We start from the raw sequence: 26,098 nt of genomic DNA on the forward strand, positions 1-26,098 counted from the left end.
CCCACATCAACCCCAATGCGATTGGAAGCATGACCTCAAGCCCGAGCGTTGACGATCCGGCGCATCCACAGCGCACCGATCACATCGAGGCCCAAGCCGATGGCGAGGATGACCAAACCGAGTGGGGTGGTGAACAGAAATCTGGCCCCGGCGTCCCCGACGCCAGCCGACAAGACCATGAAGCCGACAGGCAGAGCCGCGATCATCATCGCCGACACCCGAGCCTGTGAAGTAAGCGAGCGCACTTCCAGCTCAAGGGCAGCCCGATCACGCAACGTGGCGGCCACCCCGTCGATGGCCCGGGCACGGGCTCCACCGGCGGTAGCGGCAAAGGCAACGGCCGCCGCAGCCAAGCCAGCACTGCTGCCGGGGCGACGACTTGCCCAACGCTCAAACACCTCAGCGCTGCGAAGTCCTCGCTGGAGTTCAGCGGCCAGCAGTGCCACTTCTGAGCCCAGCGGCGGCGAAGTGCTGGAGGCGGCCTCCACGGCCGCGGGACCGAGCTGCAAACCAGTGCGCAGTCCTCGGGCAATGGCCTCCAGAAAGCCGGGAAGCTGACCTTCGATCACCCGATCGCGTCGGTGGCGATTGAGCCTGAGCGCCATGAGGCTCGTGGCGACGACTCCGGACATTCCGATCAGCGCCCCGACAAAGCCGGCCTGGAGTGCGCCGAATCCCGCGCCAAGCAAGGCAGCGGCACCCAGTGCCTGCCAAACCTGGGCCAAAGTCAGATTTATGTCGGCCATAGCAGCCATGGTTTGAATGCGACCGGCCACCGCTGCCATGGCCCTCCTGATCGTGGTCATCGGCCGAGCCACTGGGAATCGGGTGCCTCAACCTCGGGCAACCGAGGTTCGACCGCTGGCAGGCTGTGCAATTGAAGCTCGTCGGCTATCTGGCGAAGCTGAGGCCGACTTCCGTCAACACGTTCCTCGGAACGGTCGATCACTGCCAGCGACACAATGCGCCGCTGCCCCAAGGGACGACGGGCAACGTGAACCACCATGTCCACCGCGGCGGCGATCTGATCTCGAACTGCGGCCAGGGGGACGGCACCTCCATCCAGGAGCACCATGGTTTCCAGTCGGCTGATGGCGTCGGCCGGGCTGTTGGCATGGCAGGTGGACAGCGATCCCTCATGGCCGGTGTTCATCGCCTGAAGCATGTCGAGGGTCTCGGCCCCCCGGACCTCGCCCACGATGATGCGGTCGGGCCTCATCCGCAGGGCGTTGCGCACCAGCTGGCGGATGGTGACCGGGGAAACCCCTTCAGTGTCCGTAGGCCGCGCCTCGAGGCGCACGACGTGATCACTGTCCAAGGCCAGTTCGGCGGCGTCCTCCACGGTCACCACCCGCTCGCCAGGGCCGATTGAGCCGGCCAGCGCATTCAGCAGAGTTGTCTTGCCTGCGCCAGTGCCCCCCGACACCACCAGATTGCAGCGAGCGGCTACCGCCCATCGCAAGACGGACACCACCCCCGGAGGGGCGAATTCCTCCAAGGGAACCGGGCGGACAGAGAACCGGCGGATGGTCACGTAGGGGCCGTCCACCGCAACCGGCGGTACCACTGCGTTGAGGCGAGAACCGTCGGCCAGGCGGGCGTCCACCATCGGGGAGCTGCGGTCGATGCGGCGGCCGAGGGGCGCCACCGTTTGCTCGATGATCAGCTCAATTGTCTCGGTATCCAGGATCGTGTTGGTGGTCTCCAAGCGACCGCGGCGCTCTACCCACACTGGTCCGGGGCCGTTCACCATGATCTCCGATACCGATGGGTCGCAAAGGAACGGGTCGAGGGCCTCCCTTCCTCCCCCGCTGCGACTCCAGACCACCGCTCAGAGCTCCTCGGTAAGCCGACCGAGTGCCTTTATCGCACCCTTGGGCACACGGGTGCGAAGCATGCCCGCGTCCACCGCCCGGGCAATGTCGGGATCGACGGCGACAGTAGCCAGCACCGGTGCTCCGATGGCCCGTTCGCAGTCTGTTCGGGTCAGGGCCCGGCCGGACTCGGCAACCAGCACCACCCCACTTGGCCGCACCGGAAGCGAAACCGTTCGGCGCAGCGCCAGGTAGCAGGCCCGGGTAACCAGCACTGAACGGTCGGCTTCGGCGGCCAGCCGCCAGCGGAGCTCGTCATCCGAGCCGCGATCGGAGGACTCGTCCTTGGCCCTCAGCACGCCGGCGTCCACCACCACGATGCCATCAGAGGACAGCCAATCCACAAGGTCGTCGGCCCGTCGGGCACTGAGCGGGCCCCGGCCTCGGGGCAGCAGCGAGAGGTTGGGGGTCAGCTCCTCGAGCATCCGTTCAAGCGAACAGGGGGCGAGATCGCTTCGGAGCCACCCGTCCAATCCGGTTGACGTCTCGGCACAGCCGAATACCGCCGGCAGGTCGCCGCTGAGGTCGACAAGCAGAACAGGCCGTTCCCCATCTTGGGCAGCGTGTAGGCTCACGAGGGCGGCAATCACCGTCGTGCCCGAACCCCCCTTGGTTGACCAACAGGTCACCAGCATGGAAACCTCCGCGAGTTGATCGCTTCGGCGAACAGAGGGGAACTCAGAGCAATCTATGTTGAAAATGACTGACAATCAACAGAGATTTGTCTCTGGGTTCGACATTGGCCGCTTACTGCGTCCCTTTGCCGGACTTGCGGTGCCCGCGGGAGCGGTAATCGCAGCCTTGGTGGTGGGCGCCATCCTCCTCGGCGTGTTCGGTGCGAATCCGCTCACCGGCTATCGGGAGCTGTTCGTCGGGGCGTTTGGGGGTCCTGACGAACTGGCCGCCACCGCCCTGAAGTCCATCCCCCTCATGCTGGTCGGCGTTGGTATTTGCATCGCCTTCCGCACCGGTGTCATCAACATCGGTGGCGAGGGCCAGATCATCATGGGCGCCATTCTGGCCACGCTGGTGGCGCTGGCCCTGCCCGGTGTCCCCCGTCCGATTCTGGTGCCGCTGGTCATGATCGCCGGAGGAGTCGGAGGAGGAATCTGGGGGGCGATCCCCGGTGCCCTGAAGGCCTACAGCGGGGTCAACGAGATTCTCAGCACCATCATGATGAACATCATCGCCGGGTTCTTCATGAGCTTTCTGCTGGAGGACTGGCTCATCGAACCCGGTGCCATCAGGATCCAGCAGACCAAGCGCCTGACCCAGAATGCCGACCTACCCCTCCTGCCGGGGGGAACGCGACTGCATCTGGGCATCGTGGTGGCCCTGATCGTGGCCATTCTCGCCTACTTGCTGTTGTTCCGCAGCAGCTTGGGGATGCGTCTCCGGGCGGTGGGCCACAATCCCCATGCCTCCCGGGCCGCAGGTATGAAGGTCGAAATGAGCATCACTCAGGCATTGGCCTTCAGCGGGGCCTGTGCCGGCATCGCCGGTGCGGTGTTGGTGTTCGGGAGCGAATCGCACCGGCTGATCGGCGAGGGAGGCGCGCTGGCGTTCACCCAGAGCGCGGGGTTCAACGGCATCGTGACCGCCTTGTTCGGAGGACTGCACCCGCTGTTCACGGTGCTGTCGTCCTATCTGTTCGGCGGGATGCTGGCGGGCGGCATCTCCCTACAACGAGCGGTGCAGGTGCCCCAAGCCCTGGTGATCGCCCTCAACGGCGTGGTGGTGGTGTTCGTGGTGGGAAGCCTCAAACTGCGAGCCAGGGTGCAGCGATGGGCTGAAGGCGACATCCAGATGGAGGATCGGGCATGAACGATTTCTTCACCGTCGCCATCATCACCGCCACCCTGGCGTCAGGCATCCGTCTGGCGGTGCCCTTCCTGCTCGCCGCGCTCGGCGAGGCCGTCGGCCAACGGGCCGGCGTGCTCAACCTGGGTGTCGAGGGCGTGATGCTCATTGGCGCCTACGCCGCCTACTACACCTCGCTGGAAAGCGGTAGCGCCGCATTCGGGCTAGTCATGGGGCTGGTGGTCGGGCTGGTCATGGGGGCTATATATGCCTTCATAACCGTGGTGATGCACGCCGAACAGGGCATCAGCGGAATCGGGATCTATTTGTTCGGCTTGGGCTTTACCGACCTTCTGTACCAAAAGCAGGTGGGCACCCCGAAGAAGGCAAGCGGGCTGGAGGTCAGACCCCTCAACTGGCTGGCCGATGACACCGGGCGGGCGGGAGAGCTGCTGTTCAGCCACACCGTGCTCACTTACGTGGCCTTCCTGCTGGTGCCAGTGGTGTATTTCCTCATAACTCGAACCACCTTCGGCCTCAATGTGCGGGCGGTGGGTGAAAACCCCCATGCGGCCGACACCCTGGGCGTGAACGTCAACAAGATTCGCACCGCAGCCATCATCTTCGGCAACACCATGGCTGGGCTGGCTGGAGCGGCGCTGGCCTTGGAGATCGGGTTCTTCCAACAGAACCTCACTGCCGGTCGCGGATTCATCGCCATCGCACTGGTTTACTTCGGGGCGTGGCGACCAGTTGGAGTCATGGCCGGCTCGCTGCTGTTCGGCATCGTGTCCTCCACCGTGCTGCAACTCCAAGTCCAAGATGTCATCTCCGGATCGGTGGCATCCATCTCCAACATGGCTCCCGCGGTTTTGACGGTGATCGTGCTGGTGGTGGTTAGTCGGCGCATCGGACAACCAGCAGCCCTCACCCGACCGTTCACACGCGACGGCTAGCTCAGAGGTTCGTCTCTAGCTGACAACCCAGGGCGCGTACGGTTGGGCCGTGCTGGCGCGTCATTGGGCGGTCTTCTGGGTGAGCATGGGAGCGGTGTTCCTCATGACCATGGACGCCACCCTCCAACCGCTGGCTCTCGACGGCATCAAAGATGATTTTGGTACCAGCCTCACTTCTACTGCCTGGGTGCTCAGCGCGTATTCCATCTCGCTGGCCACGTTCGTGGTGGCGGCCGGGCGGATCGCCGACCGCTCGGGCCGCAAGCAGGCCTTTCTTCTCGGCCTGGCCCTGTTCGTCCTTGGTGCGGTGGGAGGATGGCTGGCTCCGGAGTTTTGGGTGTTGGTCTTGTCACGAGCTGTGCAGGGGGCGGGCTCGGCGTTCGTGATGCCCGCGTCTATTGGCTTGATCCTTGCGGTGTGGCCCGAAGACGATCAGACCAGGGCCATAACCAGTTGGACCGCCGTCGGAGGAATTGCCGGCGCCTTGGCTCCGCTGGTGGGCGGTGGTTTGATTGAAGTCTGGGGCTGGCGGGGTGTCTATCTGCTGAGCGTGATCGTTGGGGCGCCATCGTTCTTGGCCGGTCGATTCCTATTGTCCGACACCGAGCGCAAGGTGGTCTCCCGGTTTCCCGACCTAGTGGGTGCGCTGATTGTCGCGGCCAGCCTCGGCCTGTTGACCCTAAGCCTGGTACAGGGTCGGGCGTGGGGATGGGGCGACGGCCGAATCATCGCCGCTTTCGTGCTGGCCCTTTTTCTGTTTCCGCTGATCCGTCAGCGGATCTTGACCCACCCGGCACCGGTAATCGAACCCCGGCTGCTGGGGCTGCGGAACTTCCGATGGGCCTTGTTCATTGCCATCGCCATTCCCGGCTTCTTGTTCCCCTATTTCGTGATGATGATTCAGTACATGGAACAGGTCTGGAATTATCGGCCTCTCCAGGCCGGGTTCGCGGTGCTGCCATTCCCGGCGGTGGCCACGCTGGCCAGCGTGATGGCCGGACGGTTGAGCCGCCGCTTCGACGAGCGCACCATCGCTGTAGCTGCCATGGCCACCACCACGGTGGCGGTGGTGTGGCTGCGCATCGTGCCCGGCCCCGACCCCGCCTACTGGACCGCGTTCTTTGTGCCCATCATCCTGGGCGGCATTGGTGGCTGGGGAATGGGGTTGCCCATGATCAACGCCATCGGGGCTCGAGATCTCGACAATGAGACCTACAGCCTGGGCATGGGGGTGTTGTCCACCGCTCGGCAAATAGGTGCTCTAACCGGGCTTGCCATCGCCTTCGGACTTCTAGGCAATGTGTCCGAGGCCCAACTGTTCGATCGCTTCCAGCAGATTTGGACCGCGCTAGTGGTGCTCTCGGTTCTGGGCGTGTTCGTCACCTTGTCCATACCCCGCCGCACTGCTCTGGGACGCTGACTGAGTTTTGCGGTGTTGAATTTCGAAGTCTGAAAGACTGGGAAGGACTGAGAGGAGACGGTCATGGATTATCCCGCCACATTCGAATTCAACGCGCCAGAGAGGGTGGCTCGCTGGAGGGTTGTCGGCAATTTGATCCTGTCGATCCCACACGTCATCGTGCTGTACGTCCTAGGGGCGTTTTCTCTGGTGGTGGATGTGTTCTCGTGGATTGCCATCGTGTTCACAAGGAAGCTCCCCGAAGGACTGGCTGGCGTCAATTGCATGTTGATTCGCTATAGCACCCGCGTGGGCATCTATCAGGACTTCCTCAAGTCGTCCTACCCTCCATTCGACTTCGACACCTCAACCCAAGACAACGGCAAGGACCCGGACGTAGTGGTGAACATCTCACCCGAGCTAGAGGGTCGTAGCCGACTTAGTGTGTTCTTCCGCTTCATCATGCTTATCCCGGTGATAATCGTGAGTTTCGTGTGGGGAATCCTGTGGATGTTGGCAACAATCGCCGGCTTCTTCGCAGTGCTGATCCTCGGCCGCTGGCCTCAAGGGTTGCGAAAAGCTGTTGTCGGCGTACACCGCTTCAACGTTCGCACCGCCGCATACGGATCACTACTCACCGACAAGTTCCCCCCGCTTGGCCTCAGCTGATCCCTTAGAGCGCCTCTAACGGGGCGGGTACGGTGTCGGCGTGATGGAGTACCACTTGGTGTCGGCCGACTCCCATGTGAATGAGCCGCCCGACCTGTGGGTTGATCGGGTGCCTGCTCGCTTCCGAGATCGAGCGCCCCGCATGGAGAGCTTCGATCAAGGCGATGCCTGGTTACTGGAAGGGGCCCACGATCCCATCAACTTCGGTGGCAACTGCTCGGCAGGACTGCCCGCTGAACAGCGGTCGGGTTGGGTCCGCTGGGAGGACGTCCGTCGTGGCGGCTATGACCCCGCTGCCCGGATCGAGGAGCAAGATCAGGATGGTGTAAACCTGGAAATCCTGTATCCAACCCCCCGGATCGGCAACCAGCTGGTGTGGCACCGCGACGACGTCGAATTCCATATTGCCTGTATACGGGCCTACAACGACTGGCTAGCTGAATTCTGCGCCTTCGACCCCAATCGCCTGTGGGGGGTGGCCATTCTTCCCAATGTCGGAGCAGGAACAGCCGTTGCTGAGATGCATCGGGTGGGTGATTTTCCGGGCATCAGGGGGGTGATGCTCGGACGATGGCCGAGCGGCGACGAGGTGCTCGCCGCCGATGACGACCCCGTGTTCGCGGCGGCCGCCGAAGCCGGGCTGCCCCTTTCAGTTCATGTGGGTTTTGCCACCCACGCCCAAGGCGATGTGGCCAAGATGAAGCTCACCGGGTCGATGCGCTTCTTCGACATGCCGGTGCGAATCACCCAACTCATCGAGGGCGGTGTGTTCGACCGGCACCCCGGCCTCCAGTTCTTGGCGGTGGAAACCGACAGTTCGTGGTTCCCCTATCTGCGGGAGCAGATGGACGACCGCTTCCGCCGGGCCAACCCGGCCACCCGAGCGCCCATCCAGCGATCGCCCGGCGATTACTTCGACACCAATATCGCCTCCACGTTCATCACCGACCACTACGGCATCATCAACCGCCACCACATCGGCGTTACCCAGATGATGTGGTCCAGCGACTTCCCCCACGGGGGGTCCGACTGGCCCGATTCGCTCACCACCATCAACGAGCACTTCGATGGGGTGCCTGACGACGAACGCCACGCCATCCTGGCCGGCAACGCCTTGCGCATCTACGGACAAAATGTGAGCCCATGAGAGTCGGCGACATCACCGCCCCCGATCACGCGGCCAACGGCAAGCCGCTCGACGGCATTCGCATCCTGGCCATCGAACAGATGCAGTCGCTCCCCTACGCCACCCAGCTCATGGCCCGCATGGGCGCAGAGGTGGTCAAGATCGAGCACCCGGTGCGAGGCGACCTGGGCCGGGGCTCGACCCCGACCATCGCCGATCCCGAGGGTCGGCCGGTGGGTGGCACGTATCTGCGGAACAACCTCAACAAGCGCTCGGTGGGTATGGACTTGAAGAATCCCAAGGCCATCGACCTCATCCGCCAGATGGTCCCCAACTTCGATGTGCTAGCCGAGAACCTCAAGCCGGGAACACTGGACAAAAGTGGCCTGGGCTACAAGGACTTGTCTCAGGTGCATCCCGGCCTCATCTACCTGTCGGTGTCGGGCTTCGGGAATCTGGGAGAGTCTCCCTATGGGCATTGGCCGGCCTATGCCCCCATTGCCGAGGCCATGGGCGGTCTTTATGCCATCAACCGGGCCGAGGGCGAAAACGTGAAGGTATCCCCAGTAGGTGCGCTGGGCGACACCGGCACGGGTCTCTATGCCGTCATCGGAGTTCTCATGGCCCTGCGCCAGCGGGAGCGCCACGGCCATGGCCAGCATGTGGACATTGCCATGTTCGACGCCATGGTGGCCTTTGGCGACATGGTGCCCAACTACTGGTCGCTGGGGGCCGATCCCCGGGTTCCCACTCCAATCATCAACGACGGATTTCCGATCGACTCCGGCGAGTTGGTGATGCAGATCGGCCGAGAGCATCAGTTCGAGCGCCTCTGCCATCTCATCGGCCGGCCCGAATGGTTGGAAGACGAGCGGTTCTCCACTAGGGACGGATGGCGGGAGAATCTGGATGAGATTCGGGCTGCCGTTCGTGCATGGTCCGGTGACCGCACCACCGTGGAGGCGGCCAACGACTTGGCTGCCGCCGGACTGGCCGCCGCTCCGGTGTTCGAAGCTCCCGACGTGATCGACGACCCCCATGTCGAGGCCCGCCACATGATGGTGGAGATTCCCCGCCCGGATGCCGACACCCCGGTGCTCACACCGGGGAATCCGGTCAAGATGTCGGCGGTCAGCGAAGGGCCGGATACCCGCCCCCCATGGCTAGGTGAGCACACCGACGATGTGTTGGCCAGCGAACTCGGCTTGGACGAGGCAGCGTTGGCTGAGCTGCGAGCCGACGGCGTCATCGGCTGATGGCTCAGCCCCCGCTTCGCTTTGACGGGCGCACCGCAATAGTCACCGGGGCGGGCCAAGGATTGGGCCGGGAGTACGCCAAGCTGCTGGGCGAACGGGGAGCGCAGGTAGTGGTGAACGACATTGTCTCCGAGGCTGCTGATCAGGTGGTTGACGAGATCAGCGCGGCCGGAGGCACTGCTATTGCCGACCATCACAGCGTGACCAGCACTGATGGGGGGGTTGGGTTGGCCGAACAGGCCCGAAATGCGTTCGGCTCGGTAGACATCGTGATCAACAACGCCGGGGTGAATCGAGCAGCCGAGTTCGCTGACATGACGCCGGACCTGTTCGAAGACATGGTTGCTGTCCATCTGCGTGGTCCATGCCACGTGCTGTGGCCACTGTGGCCCACCATGGTGGAGCAGGGTTATGGCCGGGTGGTGAATGTTGCGTCCGGTGCGGTGTGGGGCCTCCGGGGCCAGTCCGCCTATGCCGCCTGCAAGGCCGGCATCATGGGGCTGACCCGCACGTTGGGCCGGGAAGGTGGATACCACGGTGTCCAGGTCAATTGCGTGCTTCCCTGGGCCGTGACTGCTCCGAGTCCCGATCGCTCCGGCGACAAATTCGGCGAGATCATCGAAGCCCATATGCGTCCCGAGAACGTCGCCCCCGCCGTGATCTGGCTAGCCCACGAGGACTGCCCCGCCAATGGCGAGTTCTTCACCGTCGACGGCCCCCGAATGGCCCGCCTCGCGTGGGTCGCCACCCGAGGCCACACCAATCTTGACCCAACCCCCGAGTCTTACCGCGACCACTGGGACGAAATCTTGGACCTCACCAACTACACCGTCCCCACATCAACCAACCACCACATGCGGGACTCAGTAATGCCGGCGTTCGCGCCCCCTAGTCCATCGACAGAGGAACCGCCTCAACGCCAGTAATCCAAGGCCGCCCCGCCGCAGCGAGCGCCTCCCACTTCTGCGAGGCCTCTGCCGTGTCGGTCTGCCCCAGTTCCTCAGGGGTCGGGCCGATTCGGTCGACCAGCGGAGCCAGTGCCTCGGTGTCGAAGCCGTAGAACTCGGCGGCGTTCAGACCCAGGATGGCTGCCGTGTCGTCAGCCGGGATGTCCCAGAACGCCTCGGCCAGGGCCTTGCGGGTATGGGGCCAGGTGCCCTCGGGGTGGGGGAAGTCGTTGCCCCACATAATGTTGCCCACGCCGATTTCGAACCGCCGGGCCAGTTCCCGCCGCTTGGTGCTGGCCGCACCGATGGCGCAGTTGCGGTCGAAATATTCGCTGGGCCGCAGGCTCAGATGGCTGTAGGCGTCGGCGGCCAGCTTTTGCGCACCGCCGTGCTCTCGGGAATAAGTGGCGTCCATGGTCCACAGCAGGTCGGCGGCCCAGAAGCAGCCGCACTCGGTAATCGCATAGCGCAGCCCCGGGTACCGCTCGAACACGCCGGAATACAGCAAGAACCACAGGGGACGGGTGGTCCACCACCGCACTTCGGCCACGTACATGCCAATGAAACCGGGACCGGTGCCGTAGTCGCTGCGAGGAGCGGCCCCCGAGTGGGTGTGAACCGGCATCTCCAGGTCTTGGCAGGCGGCCCAAATCGGGTCGTACCGGCGCTCGTGGTAGCCAGGGCCCTCGTTCCACATGGAGGCGATGAGGATGCCGCCCCGCAGCCCCGACTCCCGGGCTCGGGCGATCTCGGCCACCGCGGCATCCACATCGTCGATGATCGGCACCACCGCCACTCCAGCCCGCCGCTCAGGACTGTCGTTGCACAGGTCGGCCAGCCAACGGTTGTGGGCCCGAGCCCCGGCCAACAGCAGATCGGGGTCTTCGGCAAACGACATGCCTAGCCCCGCGCCGAACGGCGCCGAAGCACCCCCGGTCACCGCGTCGGCATCGGGGAAGATCACCTCGCCGGCGACGCCGTCACCGTCTAGCTCGGCATCGCGCCGGGCCGCATTCCAAGCCCCTCGAAGCCCTTCCTCGTTCTCGCCGAACCACTCCTCTTCGAACTCTTCATTGCCCATGATGTTGCCCTGGGTGCGGATCGCGGCCCGCTGAGCCATGAAGTCATCGAAAGCTCCGTGGTACTTCGATTCCAAATAGTCCCGGTACTCCACGTTGGGCAGTCCCGCATGACAGTCCGAGGAAATAACCAAATAGCGCTCAGTCATAGTCGCCCCCTTGCTCTGACAATAGCCAAGAAAATCCAAGAACTCCCCTAGCCGCCATGAAGCCCCATGGTTTTCGGACGGTTGGATTGGGTTATGGCGACAACGTGGCCCAGTCCACCGACTGGGGCAAGAGGGGCAGGGGTTCGGACCCGATGACTTCCACGTATTTCTGCGCCGCGCCGGTGTTGAATATCACCACCCGCTCATCGGGGTGGATGGCCTCTTCGGCGACGAGCAGTTCGAGTACGCCGAGGCAGGCGCCGGCCTCGGGGGCGAACGCGATGCCTTCTAGCGCGGCCCCCCGCTGTGCCCATGAGAGCAGCGATTGCTCCGGACATGCTCGGGCCTGGCCGCCCGACTCGTTGACAGCGTCGATGATCATGAAGTCGCCCACCGCGGCCGGCACCCGCAGCCCGCTGGCCGCAGTGGCCGCGTTGGGGAAAGGCTCGGCGAACCGCTGGCCTGCGGCCCAGGCGGTGCTGATCGGCGCGCATCCGTCCGACTGGCAAGAGATCATCCGGGGTCGGCGTGTGTCGGCAAGCCAGCCGATCTCGGCCAGTTCAGCGAACGCTTTCCACATGCCGATGAGGCCGGTGCCGCCGCCGGTTGGGTAGAGGATCACGTCGGGGAGCGACCAGTCGAACTGTTCGGCGAGCTCAAGGCCCATGGTCTTCTTGCCCTCGATCCGATATGGCTCTTTGAGGGTGGACACGTCGAACCAGCCCATCTCCGCGGTTCCCTCGCGCACGACGGCGCCGCAGTCGGTGATGAGGCCGTCGACCAGCCAGGCCCGGGCCCCGTAGTAGGAAGCCTCGTGCTGGTTGACGATCGGGGTATCGGCTGGCATGAAGACAAACGCCTCCATGCCGACCCGGGCGGCATAGGCGGCCAGTGCGCCGCCGGCGTTTCCGGCCGTCGGGATGGCCACCCGCTTGACGCCGAGCTCGTTGGCCCGGCTGATCGCCATGGCGAGGCCCCGGCTCTTGAACGAGCCAGTGGGGAGCTGGGATTCGTCCTTCACCCACAGATCGTTCAGGCCAAGTGCAGCACCGAGTCGGTCGCACTTGAGCAGCGGTGTCATGCCCTCGCCGAGCGACGCGATCTTGGAATCGTCCTCCACGGGCAAAAGCTCCCGGTAGCGCCACATGGTCGGTTCTCGACCGGCGACCGTCTCTTTGGCCATGGCCGCGCCCACGGCTTCGAGGTCGTAGCGCACCCATAGCGGTCGACCCTCGTGGAGGGTCTGAAGTTGGTTGTGGGGCAGGCGGGTGCCATCGATGGCCGCCTCGAGGTGGGTTACAAAGCTCACCGGCTTCCTCCTCACGCTCGAGGGCGTTCGTGGGCAGGGTCGAACATGGGCTCGGCTCGCACCACCGCGGGGGAGCGCACGCCGATCACATCGATGGCCAGCTCCGTGCCGGGTTCGGCGTATTCGGGGACGACATAGCCCATAGCGATGTTGGTGTTCATGGTGTGCCCATAGCCGCCGCTGGTGACCACGCCAATGAGGTGGTCGCCGGCCCAGATGGGATCGCCGGTGTGGGCGGCCGCCTCGTCGTTGGCGACCTCGATGGCGACGAACCGGCGCCGGTCGCCGGCCTCGCGCTGGGCGATGATGGCGTCGCGACCCCGGAAGTCCTTGTTCAGGTCGACGAAGCGGTCGAGCCCGGCCTCGAGCACCGTGAATTCGGTGTGGATGTCGTGCTTCCACACCCGGTAGTTCTTCTCCATTCGCATCGACTCGGTGGCCAGCAGGCCGAAGTTCACCATGCCGAGCGGCTCACCGGCGGCCCACAGCGCCTCGTAGACGGCAACCGAGTGCTGGATTGGGAAATGGAGCTCCCAGCCGAGCTCGCCGGTGAAGCTCAATCGAAGGGCCCGCACCATTAGGCCGCCTATGTTGATCTCGCGGGTCGACAGCCACGGGAACGACTTGTTGTCGAGCGGGTGATCGGTGACCGAGCCGAGCACGTCGCGAGACCGGGGACCGGCCACCATCAGGGCGTTGTGGGTGTCGCTGAGGTTGGTGATGGTGACGGAGGCCGGAGGGTCGGCCTCGTTCAGGAGGTCGAGGTCGTGCCACTCGGCCAGCGCTGCGCTAAACAGCCAGAAACGGTCCTCCGCGAGCCGCAGCATCGTGAACTCCGAACGGAACCGGCCCTGCTCATCGCTCACATAGGCCAAGGCGCTGCGGCCGATGGCCGGCAGCCGACCGGCCATCAGGTGGTCGAACCACTCATCAGCCCCCGATCCCTCGACCTCGAACCGGGTAAAGCCCGAGATCTCCACGATGCCGACGTTGTCGCGCACGGCCCGGGCCTCGGCGCCCACCTGGTGGTGGAAGGTCGAGAAGCGGAACTCGGGCACATGCTGGAAGTCGTTCTCGACTGGGTGGAAGTACAGCACCCGCTCCCAGCCGTTGAGCGCGCCGAATTCAGCGCCCTTGGCGGCCAGCACGTCGTACAGCGGTGTGCACTTTGCCTTGCGGCCCGCGGGCCGGTGCTCGTCGGGACGATGGAAGACGAACTCGCGCTGGTACTCCTCCACTGCCTTCGCCGAGGCGTAGGACTCATCGGCGTACTGGGTGAAGCGTCGGGGATCCAAACACCAGGAATCCCACTCAGACTCGCCGTCGACGATGATCTCGGCCAAGACCTTGCCGAGACCGCCGCCCTCGCCGATGCCGGCCCGTATGCCCAGCATGGCGTAGCCGTTGCGAACGCCGGGCAATTTGCCCACGATTGGGACGCCGTCGCCGGAATAGGCGATCGGACCATTGATCACCGAGGAGATCCCCGCGGTCTCAAGTACGGGGAGGCGCTTCATGACCCGCTCCATGTTGTCGGCGATGCGGTCGAGGTCGGGCGGCTCGAGCTTTCCGGCAAAGTCGTTTGGGATGTGGTTACGGCCCCAGGTCTTGCAGCCTTGCTCGTAGATGCCCACCAACAGGCCGTTGTGCTCTTGGCGGCTGTAGAAGTCGTCGCCGGGGTCGCGGATGAGCGGCACCCGCCTGTCGAGAGCCTCGAGTTCGGGCAATTCCTCGGTGAGGAAGTACTGGTGCTCCATCGACGACACCGCCGACTCCAACCCGTAGAACTTGCCGATCTGATGCACTCGGTAGCCGCCGGCGTTCACGAAGCTCTCGCATTCGATGTCGCCCTTGTTGGTGCGCACGAGCCAGCCTTCGGCGGTGGATTCGAGGCCGATCACCTCGGTGTGGCGGAACACTTGGCCGCCGTTGCGGCGACCGGCCTTGCAGAGGCCGTTGACCAGGCCGGTCGGGTCGATGTCACCGTCGACGGGATCCCACAGACCACAGGTCAGACCGGTGATGTCGAGCAGCGGATGCGCTTCGGCCATCTCCGATGGGCCGAGCACTTCGAAGTCGACGCCCATCCCCTTGGCCATGCCGACGAAATGCCGGTAGCCGTCGAGATCCGACTGGTCGTAGCCCAGTCGGATCCCGCCGTCGTCGCGACGGTACGTGATCGGCGCCTCGGGGTCGGCCGCCAATCGGGTGTAGAGCTCGACCGAGTACTTCTTCAGGCCGACCATGGTCTGAACCGCGCCAAACTGGGTGACTTGGCCGGCGGCGTGCCAGGTGGACCCCGACGCCAGCTCATCGCGCTCCACGAGCACAACGTCGGTCCAGCCGTGCTCGGTGAGGTGGTAGAACGTGCTGGCTCCGCCCACGCCGCCCCCTATAACCACCACTTGGGCCCGATCCGGAAGGCTGCTCATGCGATCTCGGCCCACCTTGGGCTGTCGGGGGTCATATCGCTCGGTTGGAGCACGATCGGGAAGCGGGCCCGGATCTCGGAGTCCTGTTCGGCGGTGAGGTACATCGGGTGATTTTGCATCAGCTCGTGCAGCCGGCGTTGGGCCATGGCGCGAATATCGGGAGCACCCTTCTGCTCCCACTCTCCGGGGGTAGAGCGGTCGCCGATGCTCGGGTAGAGGTATTCGGTCTCCATCATCGAGAGCGTCTGCGCTGTGCCGAGGAAGTGCCCCTCGCCGTAAACGACCGACTCGATTACGTCGAGCGCCAGGGTCTCATCGGTTACCTCAAGTCCCCGGACGGCCCGGAGGGCGTAGCCGAGGAGTTCGTCGTCGATCACAAACTGCTCGAAGGAGGCACCCAGCAGGCTGGCCAGCATGCCGGACGACTCGTAGACAAGATTGGCACCAGCGGTGCCGGCCAGCACAGTGGTGATGCCCTTCTCATAGCCGGCCTGAGCATCCGGGAGCTTGGAGTCGGCCATTCCCGCGGCCACCCCGCATGGGATGCCGAATCGTTTGGCGACTTGGGCGGCCGCCGCATTGAGCACGGCGGTTTCGGCCGATCCGCCCACCATCGATCCAGTGCGGAGATCAGACACGAACGGCCAATTGGAGAAAATCATCGGATGACCGGGTCGGGTCAGGTTGACCAGCGCCAGCGACGCCAGCGTCTCGGCCACGGTGATCACGAGCGTTCCGGCCAGCGGTGCCGGCGAGGTGGCACCGGCTTGGCCCGCAGTGATGGCGTTGATCGGCATGCCGTGCTCGACCGCAGAGATGAGAGTCTCGCACGCGTCGGCACCGTAGCGAAGGGGCGGGACGATCGGGCTGCTGTGCAGCTTGCAGAACGGGCGGCGGGCGAACTCGCCTTGTCCGCCGGCCGCGATGTCGAACATCTCGACAACGGGCCTCACGTTTTCGGGAACGGTGATGGCCGTGCCCGTGTGCTTCTCGGTGGCGGCCAATAGACAGTAGGCGGTGTTGATGTCGAGGTCGTAGGGGTCGGGGAGGTCGGTGGCGATGACGCATCGGGTGAACCAGTGCACGTTGGCGAGTTGGTCGGCTAAGCGGGTGAAGTCGTAGAGATCGATCAGAGTTGATGGCCGGTACGTGTCGCTGCGGTGGTCGAACACCGAGATCGCGGCCCCACCCGTGCCGAAATGCACTCGGTTGCCGGTGATGTCAAGGTCATGGCGCGGGTTGCGGCCGTAGAGCGTGAAATTCTTGGCGGCGCCATCAATCAGTGCCTCCATGACAGGACGGGGGAGGCAGAGGCGACCGGCGTCGTTCAGTTCGGCGCCAGCGTTGAGGGCCGCGTCGACGAGGCGCGGGACGGGGTCGGCCACGCCAAGGTTGGCGAGCACGTCGAACGCGGCATCGCAGACCCGCGTCACTTCATCGTCGGTCAGCGGCCGGTAGGCGCCTCCAGAAAAACCGGGTCGCACCGGCATGTCGGCGCGGTCCGGTCGGTTGGCGCGTTCGATTCGCTTGGTCTCGCGTGCCCGACCGCGGCGACTGGGACGGTCGGACGGGGTCATTCGCTTCTCCTGCCTACGACGGCCAGAGCTCCGCGGATGATCTCGGCCACTACCGCACAGTCATCAAGCGACATGGTCAGCGGAATGCGCATGTCACAGAGACCCTGGAGCACTGTGGCGGTGGCGTGCAGCGTCTGCTCGCTGGCGTAACGCCAGTGGTCGTAGCGGCTGGTGAAGCCGATCGGCTCGGGCTGGCCGAACCACTTCACATGAACCCCATGAGCCTCGGTGAGCGCGAGCCACGCCGTCATCTCCGAGGACTCGAGGCCGTCGACCGAGAACTGAATCGACGAGGCGACGTATTGCTCCTGGGCGCGACGCGGCGGCACGCGGATCATCGGATCGGCGTCAAGAAGCTCAGCCAACCGGTCGAACCGCTCGTTCCAGAGGGCCGCCCGCTGCTCGAGGAGGTCGAGTTGGGGGCGAACGATGGCGGCGGCCAACGCCGACATCCGCATCGACAGGTTGGGCGTCGTATACCGATGCCGCTCGATGGCTTCTGGCGGCGGGGGGGTGCCGTGTTGCGCGTGGAGCATGTACGAGCCGCTGAGGAGGATGGCCTGCGCCGCCACATTGTCATCGTCGGTGACCAGCAGTCCGCCCTCGCCAGAGTTCACATGCTTGAACGTCTGGGTGGAAAAGCAGCCAACCGCGCCGAACGTGCCCGATGGGCGGCCGCTCCAGCCCGCGCCCATGGTGTGGGCACAGTCCTCGATCACGGTCAGGCTGAGGTCGGTCGCCACCTCCATGAGCCGGTCCATGTCGGTGATATGGCCGCGCATGTGCGACAGCATCAGCACCCGGGCCCCCGAGCTTTGAGCCGCGGTGCGAAGGTGCTCGAGGTCGATCTCGTAATCGGGGGTGATTCCGACGAACACGGGATCGCCGCCGGCGTGGACGATCGCGCCGGGCACCGGTGCCAGGGTGAAGGCGTTCATGAGCACCGGCTCGCCCGGACCCACGCCGACTGCCATGAGGCTGGCCGCGAGCGACGCTCCACAGCTATTGAAAGCAATGCAGTACCGGCGGCCGACCAACTGGGCGAAGGCCATCTCCAGTTCGGCCACATCGAGTTCGCCGACGCCGGTCTCGCCGTAGCGGAAAAGCCGCCCCGACTTCAGAAGCTCGTTGGCCCGCTGCACCCCCGCGGCCGGGATCGGCGGCGGAGACGTGAAGTCAAGTTCGATCGTGGGGAGCCCCGTCATCCATTCCCCTTACGTCCTACATCAGTTTTGGATGGTCGGGCAGGCGGGATTTGAACCCACGACCTCTTCGTCCCGAACGAAGCGCGCTACCAAGCTGCGCCACTGCCCGTAACCACCAACACTACCAATGGGGTGGGCAAATAACGTAGGCGCGGTTGTGGGTGGCGCCGGAGACGGACCTCCTCTCCTCAACAAAGAAAGAGGTGGGAAAACAACATAGGCGGTTTGGGGGGTGGCCGGGCTCTGGGCGCCCGCCGCCCGGACTCCATGGAGGACGGCGGGCTGAGCCCGGACAGGACCCGCCAAACCGCCGGAGGATGCTCAACCCAAAACCGCAGCAACAGCCCGCTGAACGCTAACTGCATCCAAAGGCTTCACGATCCACCCATCCGACCGAGCCTGCTTCGCCAAAAACACATCAGCCTCCCGATCCAGCAGCATCAAAACCCGAGTCTCCGGCGCCCGCCCCATCTCCGCCTCCATGCGCAGATCCAGACAAGTGGCCATCCCCCCCATGTTGCCTATCTGAAGATCGCATATCACCACATCAGGTTCTTGTTCCCGCACCGCGTCCAGCACCTCCACACCAGCCCGAACTCTGCTGATTCCAGATGCATCGCTGCCCAAAGCAGCATCTACCGTGTTGAAAACGGAGTCGCTGTCGGTAGCCAAGAGCACATGCGTCACGCTCCGATGGTATCCAAATCGATGTCAGCACAGCGTGCTGGTGGTCCGTCTGTGAATTGGTAGGCGCGGATTGCGACGGCAGCGGCGCTCCTCGCAAGGCGCACCGACGCAGCCATACTCGCAGCGTACGGCAAGGAGGAGCAACGCCGCGAGGGGCGTCGATTGCCTAGCAGGACGCCCTGATCAATTCGCAGACGGACCACCTTGGAAATGTGGCTGGCCGATGGCTTTGGGGCTGTCTCGCGTTAGCATCAGGGACGGTCAAGGGGAGGCACTGTGCTCGAGATCGAAGTCGAAAATCTGGATACCCACACGGTGCTTCGTCCCCAAGGCGAGATCGACGCTTACACCGTGGCCCAATTCCGGGAGCGGATTGGCGACCTGGCCCTTGAGCCCCGACTGCTCATCGACTTGGGGTCGGTGCCGTTCATGGACTCGGCAGGCTTGGGGGCGCTGATCGGAGGCATCCGGCGGATACGCGATTCTGACGGCGAGGTCGTGGTGGCCTGTGGAGAGGGTGCCCTGGCCCGATTGCTGCACACCACCGGCTTCGACCGAATCGTTCCGGTAGCCGAGACCCCAGAGGAAGCGCTGGAATCGCTTTTGGGCACCGACTCCCCTGAGGCGTTGTAAGACAACAGTGCGATCACCGCGATTGAAGTTGGCTGCTGCCTGCCTCGTGGGAGGCGGCATCCTGGCTGCTGTCGGCTTGGCCGGTGTGGGATCGGCGGCCGCGCAGTCTGACGGAGCAGCCGATGCCGGATTGGCCGTGGTGGTGGAGGTCACCGGCTTGTTGGATCCGGTGATGGCCGAGCTCATCGAGGACTCTGTGGATGATGCGGCCGGCGCAGGCGCCACTCTCCTTGTCTTTAGGGTCGACAGCAATCGCTCTGTGGTGTCCGATGAGCGCGTGGGAGAGCTAGCCGAAGCCATCGCCTACTCGCCGGTGCCTATCGCCGTCTGGGTTGGTCCAAACGGTTCTTCGCTAGAAGGCAAGGTGGCCCAGCTCTTTGCCGTTGCCGACGAAGTGGGCATCGCCCCCGGAACCAGCGTTGGCGATCTCGGCGCTCCGCTGCCCATGCTGGCCGACTATCCCGTGGCCTGGGCCAACCAGGAGCTGATCAGAGACCACAAGCTCGATTGGAGAAAGCTCATATCGGAGGGGGTGATCGCCTGCGAGCCTCGCACTATCGACGACCTTCGAGACCTATACAACGAGGCAGGAATTCCCTTCGATTCCCAAACCGTGCGAATCCCCCCCGAAGTGGAGCAGTGCGTGGCCCCGCTCATTGGCGATTTCTTGGTCGACCTCGACCACCTCGGCTTCGCCTCCAACCTGATCAATGTGGATGGACAGCCTCGCCTGGAGCCGGTCACCCAGGTTCAGTTCCGAGGCTTGTCGCTGGCCCACCAGCTGTTCCACACCGTGGCCAGCCCCCCGGTTGCCTATTTGCTGTTGACCATCGGCATGGGATTGATGCTGTTTGAGTTCTTCACCGCGGGCATCGGGGTGGCCGGCGTCTTGGGCGCGGTGTTGTTCATTTTGGCCGGTTACGGGCTGTCGGTGCTGCCTCACAACACCTGGGCGCTGGCGCTTCTGGCCGCGTCAATGGTGGCGTTCGGCATCGACATCCAGACCTCGGTTCCCCGCTTTTGGACCGGCGCAGGGATGATGCTGTTCGCCGCGGGAACGTGGTGGCTCTACGACGGCGTATCCATGTCGTGGATTCCCATGGTGGTGATGACCGGGGCGGTGGCGGTGGCCATGTTCTCGGGGATGCCGTCGATGGTGCGCACTCGCTTCTCCACCCCCACCATTGGCCGGGACTGGATGGTCGGCGAGTTGGGAGAAGTAGTCGAAGACGTCTCCCCCGACGGGGTGGTGCGAATTCGGGGCGCGCTGTGGCGGGCCCGATGCAATCGGGCTACTCCGGTAACCGCTGGCGACCACGTCAGAGTGGTTGAGATTGACGGATTGTGGTTGCAAGTGGAACCACTCGAAGGTGCGGCTCGCGACTATCGAGAGCGCCGCCGATAGGGAACCGGACGGCAAGGAACCCCGAAATTTGTCAAGACTGATTCTCAATTGCCCTGTCCTCATCTTGTGCGCGGCGAACTTCGCCTATAAGGTCCGCCAAAAGGGGGTAGTCAAGAGTGAGCGCCGTCACCAGCGAAAGGGCCTGGCAAGTAAAGGCAGCCTGTCGTGGGCCGCACGCGGCTGTGTTCTTCCCGCCTCCGTCCTTTGAGCGCAAAGAGGAGAAGCTCGAGCGGGAAGGCCGGGCCAAGGCCATTTGCCAGGAATGCAGTGTGATTGACGAGTGCCGTGACTATGCCCTGAAGATCCGAGAACAGCACGGCATCTGGGGTGGGCTCAACGAGTTGGAGCGCCGGGAGATCCTCAGTCGACGCCGGAACTGATCTCGTCGTCAAAGACGAGGCCCGGCAATTCTCACATCTCCTCTACGACGGGTTGCTCCTTGCCCGTCGAGCCAAGCCAGCAACGGCAAGGCGTACTTGCGCGTGGTCTCCAAGCGCTCGCGCACTTCGGCCACTGTTACCCCGTCGGGCCGATCGGCCAGCATCTCGGCCACCGCTGATCGGGCAGCCACCAGCGTCGAGGCCGCGAAGAACACCCCATCTTGCTCCACAATCACTCCCCGCTTCACCAGTTCCCGCACTTCACTCCGGTCCACACCCACAGCTTCGGGACCTGGCGGGGTGAAGAGCGCTGCTTCCAACGCAGCGGTATACCGGTGGTTCTCAAACGGATCCGATTGGCCGATGGGGCGAACTCGACCGCCATCGGCAGCCACATCCTCCATCAGACTCAACACTGCCCGGTCTTTCTCGTCCAAGCCGGCGATGTCCAGCCCCAGCGGTCCGGCGTCGTCCACCGCGGCGCGAAGCCGAGTCTTGGCTGCGTCGAGCACGGTTGAACTCACCACCCAACGTCCAACATCGGGTTCGCGCCGTTGTCCGGTCAACAGGGCCAACCGCTCGGATTCCACCCACCCCCGTTCGGCCACCACTCGGTCGATGGACAGGTCGGGATTGGCCCTTGAAGCGGGCAAAACCGGATCGATGTCGAGAATTGTTCCGCCACCGATGGTCTCGGCCCGGCCACTTTCTCGCAAGACGAATCGGTCGCCGGGAAGCAGTGGCAGGCGTCGGGGTAGATGAAGGCGAACCATCCCGGTCTTGCCCGGTGAAAGCGCCTCTAGTCCGAGAATGCGCATGCGGACGGGCAGCTCGCGCGCCCCCAGGTAGATGGCATGCGCCCCCCGTCGGGAAACCTCGTGGTCCAGCGTGCTCAAAACCGCCAGAGAGGCGTCGAATCGGTTGGTCAGATGCCACTGACCGGCTTTCACCAGCACATCGCCGCGCATCACCTCTTGATGGCCGACTCCTGACAGGTTGACCGCCACCCGGTTTCCCGGTCCGATCTTGGTTCGCTGACTGTGGTGACTCTGCAAGGCCCTCACCCGGACCGCAGCACCTCGAGGCCTGAGCTCCAGCTCATCGTCCACTCGGATTTGCCCTCCGGTGAGCGTCCCGGTCACCACCGTGCCCGCGCCGCGGGCGGCGAATGCCCGATCGACCCACATCCTTGGCCGACGCAGGTCGGCGGCTGCGGGAGTCCGGTCCACCAAATCGTCCAACCCGGATCGCAAATCGTCGATACCCAAACCGTCCACCACATCGGTCTCCACCACCGGCGCCCCGGCCAAAAAAGTGTCCTCAACCCGCTCTTCTACCTCCAGGCGGGCCAGCTCCGCGATATCGGCGTCGCACAATCCCACCTTGGTCAGTGCGATCAACCCGTGGGACACCCCCAGCAGTTCCAGTATGCGGAGGTGCTCCTCGGATTGAGGCATCCACCCCTCGTTGGCTGCCACCACGAACAGGCAGGCGTCCACCGCGCCGACCCCGGCCAGCATGTTGCGGATGAACCGCTCGTGCCCCGGTACATCGATAATCGAAACCGACCGACCCGAGGGCAACGGTGCCGAACCGAAGCCCAAGTCGATGGTCAGGCCTCGGGCCTTCTCCTCGGCAAACCGGTCGGGGTCAACCCCGGTGAGCGCCTCCACCAGCGTGGACTTTCCGTGATCCACATGGCCGGCGGTGGAAATGGTGATGCTCACCCAAGAGCCTTCAGGGCGGCGATCACGTGGCGGTCATCATCCGGGGCCACCGTCCGCAAGTCGAGCCATGTTCGGCCGTCGCTCACTCGGGCGATGATCGGGGGTGACCCGGCCCGCAGAGAGGCCGTGTGATCGCCGTCCAGCACCACGCCGCACGAGTTGATCTCTGTGCCGGGCAACGTGCCGCCGCCGGGCACCGACGCCATCTGTGCTGCCTCCCCAACGCCTGACTCCTTTACCATCGCTTGGGCCCGCTCTTCCAGATCAGCGGTGGTTAGCGACGCCATTCGCCAGAAATCGATGGCCTGCCCGTCTCGCCGCAAGTAGGCCAGGGCCACCTGTTGGAGGGCGCTCAACACGAGGCTGCCCGGTCTCAGCGCCCGAGCCAGCGGGTGCTGGGCGCATCGCCTCACCAAGTCGGCTCGCCCAGCGATGATCCCTGCTTGGGGACCGCCGAACAGCTTGTCGCCCGAGAACGTGATCAGCGCGGCCCCGTCGTCCAGTGTTTGTCGAGCCGCGGGCTCGCCGGTCAGCCACGCCGGCGGGCCGTCACCCAGCCACGGGCACGCGGCATCCACCAGACCCGACCCAATATCGGCCACCACCGGGACGTCGAGAGTGGACATCTCAGCCACAGTCACGTGTTCGGTGAACCCCACGATGCGGTAGTTGGATTGATGCACCTTGAGGGCCAAGGCGGTGTCGTTGGCCGGGTTTTCAACTGCCGATGCAAAGTCAGCCAGGCGGGTGCGATTGGTGGTGCCTACTTCCACCAGCCGGGCTCCGGACTGCTCCATGACCTCCGGCACCCGAAAACCCCCGCCGATTTCCACCAATTCACCCCGGGAAACCGCCGCCCCTCGGCCTGTGGCCAAGGCGGCCAACACCAACAGCACGGCTGACGCCCCGTTGTTCACGACGATGGCATCCTCTGCTTCGCACAGCCGGGCCAACAAGGCGGCGGCATGGGCGTGGCGAGAGCCTCGCCGCCCCGACGACAGGTCCAATTCGAGGTTGGCGTAGGCCGCTTCGGTGGCCACCGCCAGCGGAGCCCTTCCCAGGTTGGTGTGCAGCAGAACCCCAGTGGCATTCACCACCGGCTGTAGCAGTGCCCGGGCCGCGGCGTGGGCGTGGCGCCGGGCTCGCTCCTCCACCTCTCCAGGGTCGCCGTCCGCGATGGCCGCCCGGGCCGCGTCAACCAGCAGGGGGTGGGGCAGCCCGGTGTCGGCCAGCGATCGGGCCAAGGCGTCCACCGAGGGAGGTCTCACGGCCTTCAGCGTATGGTCTTCTGGATCGTGAGCGAGGACAAGGCCACCACAGCTACCGAGGGAGGTTTCACGGCCTTCAGCGTATGGCTCTGCTAATCGGCCGTCATCTGTAGCCGATTAATCGCCGTTGGCCAGGTCGGTGTCGTGAATGGTTCCCGAACCGCTGTCTCCGGGACCGTAGTAGGTGACGCGGTGGCGGAAGCGGCGGATGATGATGGGGCGGATTGCCATCCGTGTGGGCGGAAACAACAGCAACAGGCCCACTGCGTCGGTCACGAAACCGGGCGTGAGCATGAGCGCTCCGGCCAGCAGCACCAAGGCTCCGTCCACCAACTCCCGGCCAGGCATCAAGCCTTCGGCCAGCTTGCTCCGCACCCGCCACAGCACCGCCAATCCCTGAGCCTTCACCATCCACGCGCCGACAACGCTGACCACGACCAACAGGCCGATGGTCTCCAGCGTCCCGATGCTTCTGGCCGTTTCCACGATCACGTACAGCTCGACCAGCGGCACCGCAATGAATAGGAGGACCAGCCATACCAGCACAGTGAATTCCTATGACGAGACGATGTCGAGGTTGGCTAAGGCCTGTTCGGCGGCCTCGAAAATCCGCGCCGTGCAGCTGGCCATGTCCACCGGAGGGACCTCTTCCAGCAGTCGGTCGGCCACAGCTCGCAATGCATTACCGGCGGCACCGAGATTTTCATCCAGCACAACCGGGGCGCCGTCGTCGCCGCCGGAGGCCACCGAGCCGTCGATGGGCACCTGGCCCAACAGCGGCACACCCAGTTCATCAGCGAGCTCTTGTCCGCCTCCCTGGCCGAAGATCTCGTAGCGCTCCCCGTCGGGGGCCACGAACGCGCTCATGTTCTCGATCACCCCGACGATCCGGAGATAGTTGGACCGTCCCATCGAAGCCACTCGGGTGGCCACTTTCTGGGCGCTGCGAGCCGGAGTGGTCACCACCACCATCTCCGCCTGGGGGAGCATCTTGGCGATGCCCATCTGGACGTCGCCGGTGCCCGGCGGCATGTCGATCAGCAGATAGTCCACTGGTCCCCAGCGCACGTCTTCAAGAAAGTGCTGAACGGCCCGGTTCAAGATGAGCCCCCGCCACATCAGGGCGGTCTCCTCCCGGTCGACCAGAAACCCCATCGACACCACTTCGAGCACGCCCTCGCCCACCTGCTTCTCGTTGGGGACGATCTTCTTCTCGTCTTCGGCGCCGGACAGGCGGCCTTCAACCCCCAGCATCCGAGGAACCGAATAGCCCCAGATGTCGGCGTCCATCACGCCGACACGCATCCCTCGGCGGGCCAATTCGGCGGCCAGATTCACCGTGATAGTCGACTTCCCCACCCCGCCTTTCCCCGACGCCACCATCACGACCTTGGCAGTAGGAGGCACCTCGGTGTCAGGAGCGTTCTGGGAGACGTTGAACCGGGCCTTGGCCATGGCCGCCGCCTTCTCATCCTGGGTCAACTCGCTCCAATGGATCTTTACCTTCTCCACACCGGGCAGCCCGCCTACCCGGCTGCGGACGTCTCGCTGGATCTGGGCTCTCAGCGGGCATCCCGAGGTGGTGAGAGCCACCGTCACCTCGACCAAGCCGTCGGGGTTGACCACCGCGCCCCGGGCCATGCCCAAATCAACGATGTCGGTGCCCAGCTCGGGGTCGATCACCCCGCGAAGCACGGCCATCACATCGTCAACTGTCGGCAAGTCTGCGGCGGTTCCATCGCTCACGTTCATTGATGCTAACGGTTTGGGGAGCAAGCCACTATGGGTGGACTCCGCCCCGTCGGGCTTTTGGTGTGTTGGCAAGCGGAATTGGTGGATAAAATGGCACTGTTCGCAGAACCGGATAGGGAGAAGCGTGTGATCACACTCACAGACGCAGCAACCAGCAAAGTCGGAGACTTGGTCCGCCAGGAGCAAGCCGACGACGAAGAGCTGGCCCTGCGGGTGGCGGTTCGCCCTGGCGGTTGCTCCGGATTCAACTACGAGATGTACTTCGACGCCGATATCGGCGCCGAAGACAACGAAGTTCTGTTCGGCGACGTCAAGGTAGTGGTCGACTCCTCCAGCGCCGCCCTGCTGGAAGGCGCGGTGCTCGACTACAAGGACGGCTTGACCGAGGCGGGGTTCTCCATCACCAACCCCAACGCCCAGCGCACCTGCGGCTGCGGACAAAGCTTCAGTTAGTCGCACTTCTTTGCC

At 64.5% G+C, this 26,098-nt stretch carries 24 protein-coding genes and 1 tRNA gene; 11 read left to right on the top strand and 14 right to left on the bottom strand.

Annotated features, from left to right (window positions below; translation table 11 throughout):
• Nucleotides 1–35: 35 nt before the first annotated feature.
• Genes ACOGXH_RS16950 through ACOGXH_RS16960 form a run of 3 tightly spaced genes read right to left on the bottom strand, consistent with a single transcriptional unit; the run spans nt 36 to nt 2,509 of the window.
• Nucleotides 36–806 (bottom strand): type II secretion system F family protein, encoded by a 771-nt coding sequence (locus tag ACOGXH_RS16950; RefSeq protein WP_419930265.1) that lies wholly within the window; start codon nt 804–806, stop codon nt 36–38.
• Nucleotides 803–1,828 (bottom strand): CpaF family protein, encoded by a 1,026-nt coding sequence (locus ACOGXH_RS16955; protein WP_419930266.1) that lies wholly within the window; start codon nt 1,826–1,828, stop codon nt 803–805. The genes ACOGXH_RS16950 and ACOGXH_RS16955 overlap by 4 nt, the downstream gene beginning before the upstream one ends.
• 3 nt (nt 1,829–1,831) lie before the next feature.
• Nucleotides 1,832–2,509 carry a cellulose synthase operon protein YhjQ/BcsQ gene (locus tag ACOGXH_RS16960; RefSeq protein WP_419930267.1) on the bottom strand — a complete coding sequence of 226 codons (678 nt, stop codon included), beginning with the start codon at nt 2,507–2,509 and terminating at the stop codon, nt 1,832–1,834.
• A gap of 64 nt (nt 2,510–2,573) precedes the next feature.
• Here ACOGXH_RS16960 and ACOGXH_RS16965 point away from each other — a divergent pair, with 64 nt between their 5' ends.
• From ACOGXH_RS16965 to ACOGXH_RS16995, 7 genes are all read left to right on the top strand, one after another.
• Nucleotides 2,574–3,698, top strand: a complete 1,125-nt coding sequence (locus ACOGXH_RS16965) for an ABC transporter permease (RefSeq protein ID WP_419930268.1) — start codon at nt 2,574–2,576, stop codon at nt 3,696–3,698.
• Entirely contained in the window at nt 3,695–4,630 is a 936-nt protein-coding gene (locus ACOGXH_RS16970) for an ABC transporter permease (protein WP_419930269.1), read from the top strand. The genes ACOGXH_RS16965 and ACOGXH_RS16970 overlap by 4 nt, the downstream gene beginning before the upstream one ends.
• Nucleotides 4,631–4,679: 49 nt before the next feature.
• The gene (locus ACOGXH_RS16975) at nt 4,680–6,050 is read left to right on the top strand and encodes an MFS transporter (protein ID WP_419930270.1); all 1,371 of its coding nucleotides are present in this window, start codon (nt 4,680–4,682) and stop codon (nt 6,048–6,050) included.
• Between the two features lie 63 nt (nt 6,051–6,113).
• Nucleotides 6,114–6,698, top strand: a complete 585-nt coding sequence (locus ACOGXH_RS16980; protein ID WP_419930271.1) for a DUF4389 domain-containing protein — start codon at nt 6,114–6,116, stop codon at nt 6,696–6,698.
• A gap of 43 nt (nt 6,699–6,741) precedes the next feature.
• Nucleotides 6,742–7,845, top strand: a complete 1,104-nt coding sequence (locus ACOGXH_RS16985) for an amidohydrolase family protein (RefSeq protein WP_419930395.1) — start codon at nt 6,742–6,744, stop codon at nt 7,843–7,845.
• Nucleotides 7,842–9,080, top strand: coding sequence for a CaiB/BaiF CoA transferase family protein (locus ACOGXH_RS16990; protein WP_419930272.1), 1,239 nt, complete (start codon nt 7,842–7,844; stop codon nt 9,078–9,080). The genes ACOGXH_RS16985 and ACOGXH_RS16990 overlap by 4 nt, the downstream gene beginning before the upstream one ends.
• Nucleotides 9,080–10,006, top strand: a complete 927-nt coding sequence (locus ACOGXH_RS16995; protein WP_419930273.1) for an SDR family NAD(P)-dependent oxidoreductase — start codon at nt 9,080–9,082, stop codon at nt 10,004–10,006. Before ACOGXH_RS16990 ends, ACOGXH_RS16995 begins: the two co-directional genes overlap by 1 nt.
• Here ACOGXH_RS16995 and ACOGXH_RS17000 read toward each other — a convergent pair.
• The 7 genes from ACOGXH_RS17000 to ACOGXH_RS17030 all read right to left on the bottom strand — a co-directional run bounded on the left by ACOGXH_RS17000 (nt 9,969) and on the right by ACOGXH_RS17030 (nt 18,465).
• Entirely contained in the window at nt 9,969–11,255 is a 1,287-nt protein-coding gene (locus tag ACOGXH_RS17000) for an amidohydrolase family protein (RefSeq protein ID WP_419930274.1), read from the bottom strand. The two genes, ACOGXH_RS16995 and ACOGXH_RS17000, sit on opposite strands and share 38 nt — an antisense overlap.
• 91 nt (nt 11,256–11,346) lie before the next feature.
• Entirely contained in the window at nt 11,347–12,564 is a 1,218-nt protein-coding gene (locus tag ACOGXH_RS17005) for a threonine synthase (protein WP_419930275.1), read from the bottom strand.
• Nucleotides 12,565–12,575: 11 nt separating this feature from the next.
• On the bottom strand, nt 12,576–14,996 hold the full coding sequence (locus tag ACOGXH_RS17010; RefSeq protein WP_419930276.1) for an FAD-dependent oxidoreductase: 2,421 nt from the start codon (nt 14,994–14,996) through the stop codon (nt 12,576–12,578).
• The gene (locus tag ACOGXH_RS17015; RefSeq protein ID WP_419930277.1) at nt 14,993–16,573 is read right to left on the bottom strand and encodes a trimethylamine methyltransferase family protein; all 1,581 of its coding nucleotides are present in this window, start codon (nt 16,571–16,573) and stop codon (nt 14,993–14,995) included. The genes ACOGXH_RS17010 and ACOGXH_RS17015 overlap by 4 nt, the downstream gene beginning before the upstream one ends.
• On the bottom strand, nt 16,570–17,778 hold the full coding sequence (locus ACOGXH_RS17020; protein ID WP_419930278.1) for a DegT/DnrJ/EryC1/StrS family aminotransferase: 1,209 nt from the start codon (nt 17,776–17,778) through the stop codon (nt 16,570–16,572). Before ACOGXH_RS17020 ends, ACOGXH_RS17015 begins: the two co-directional genes overlap by 4 nt.
• 32 nt (nt 17,779–17,810) lie before the next feature.
• A tRNA-Pro gene (locus tag ACOGXH_RS17025) sits at nt 17,811–17,887 on the bottom strand.
• A gap of 212 nt (nt 17,888–18,099) precedes the next feature.
• The gene (locus tag ACOGXH_RS17030) at nt 18,100–18,465 is read right to left on the bottom strand and encodes a response regulator (protein ID WP_419930279.1); all 366 of its coding nucleotides are present in this window, start codon (nt 18,463–18,465) and stop codon (nt 18,100–18,102) included.
• A 276-nt stretch (nt 18,466–18,741) separates the two neighbouring features.
• Between ACOGXH_RS17030 and ACOGXH_RS17035 the strand changes: the two genes are divergently transcribed.
• From ACOGXH_RS17035 to ACOGXH_RS17045, 3 genes are all read left to right on the top strand, one after another.
• Entirely contained in the window at nt 18,742–19,098 is a 357-nt protein-coding gene (locus tag ACOGXH_RS17035; protein ID WP_419930280.1) for an anti-sigma factor antagonist, read from the top strand.
• Nucleotides 19,099–19,120: 22 nt separating this feature from the next.
• Nucleotides 19,121–20,503 (top strand): NfeD family protein, encoded by a 1,383-nt coding sequence (locus ACOGXH_RS17040; protein ID WP_419930281.1) that lies wholly within the window; start codon nt 19,121–19,123, stop codon nt 20,501–20,503.
• A gap of 116 nt (nt 20,504–20,619) precedes the next feature.
• Nucleotides 20,620–20,883, top strand: coding sequence for a WhiB family transcriptional regulator (locus ACOGXH_RS17045; protein WP_419930282.1), 264 nt, complete (start codon nt 20,620–20,622; stop codon nt 20,881–20,883).
• 8 nt (nt 20,884–20,891) lie between these two features.
• Here the strand turns inward: ACOGXH_RS17045 and selB are convergent, their stop codons facing one another.
• The 4 genes from selB to ACOGXH_RS17065 form a co-directional block, all read right to left on the bottom strand.
• A complete protein-coding gene (gene selB / locus ACOGXH_RS17050; RefSeq protein ID WP_419930283.1) occupies nt 20,892–22,610 on the bottom strand; it encodes a selenocysteine-specific translation elongation factor in 1,719 nt (572 codons plus the stop codon).
• A complete protein-coding gene (gene selA / locus ACOGXH_RS17055; RefSeq protein WP_419930284.1) occupies nt 22,607–23,878 on the bottom strand; it encodes an L-seryl-tRNA(Sec) selenium transferase in 1,272 nt (423 codons plus the stop codon). The genes selB and selA overlap by 4 nt, the downstream gene beginning before the upstream one ends.
• Before the next feature lie 117 nt (nt 23,879–23,995).
• Nucleotides 23,996–24,424 (bottom strand): FxsA family protein, encoded by a 429-nt coding sequence (locus ACOGXH_RS17060; RefSeq protein ID WP_419930285.1) that lies wholly within the window; start codon nt 24,422–24,424, stop codon nt 23,996–23,998.
• Nucleotides 24,425–24,433: 9 nt separating this feature from the next.
• Nucleotides 24,434–25,624 carry an Mrp/NBP35 family ATP-binding protein gene (locus ACOGXH_RS17065; RefSeq protein WP_419930286.1) on the bottom strand — a complete coding sequence of 397 codons (1,191 nt, stop codon included), beginning with the start codon at nt 25,622–25,624 and terminating at the stop codon, nt 24,434–24,436.
• A gap of 132 nt (nt 25,625–25,756) precedes the next feature.
• On the opposite strand from ACOGXH_RS17065, the gene ACOGXH_RS17070 reads away from it, so the two are divergent.
• Complete coding sequence (locus ACOGXH_RS17070) at nt 25,757–26,083, top strand: HesB/IscA family protein (protein WP_419930287.1); 327 nt, start codon at nt 25,757–25,759, stop codon at nt 26,081–26,083.
• Nucleotides 26,084–26,098 lie beyond the last annotated feature (15 nt).

Origin of the sequence: Candidatus Poriferisocius sp. (assembly GCF_965208355.1) — a bacterium.
GTDB lineage: Bacteria > Actinomycetota > Acidimicrobiia > Acidimicrobiales > Bin134 > Poriferisocius.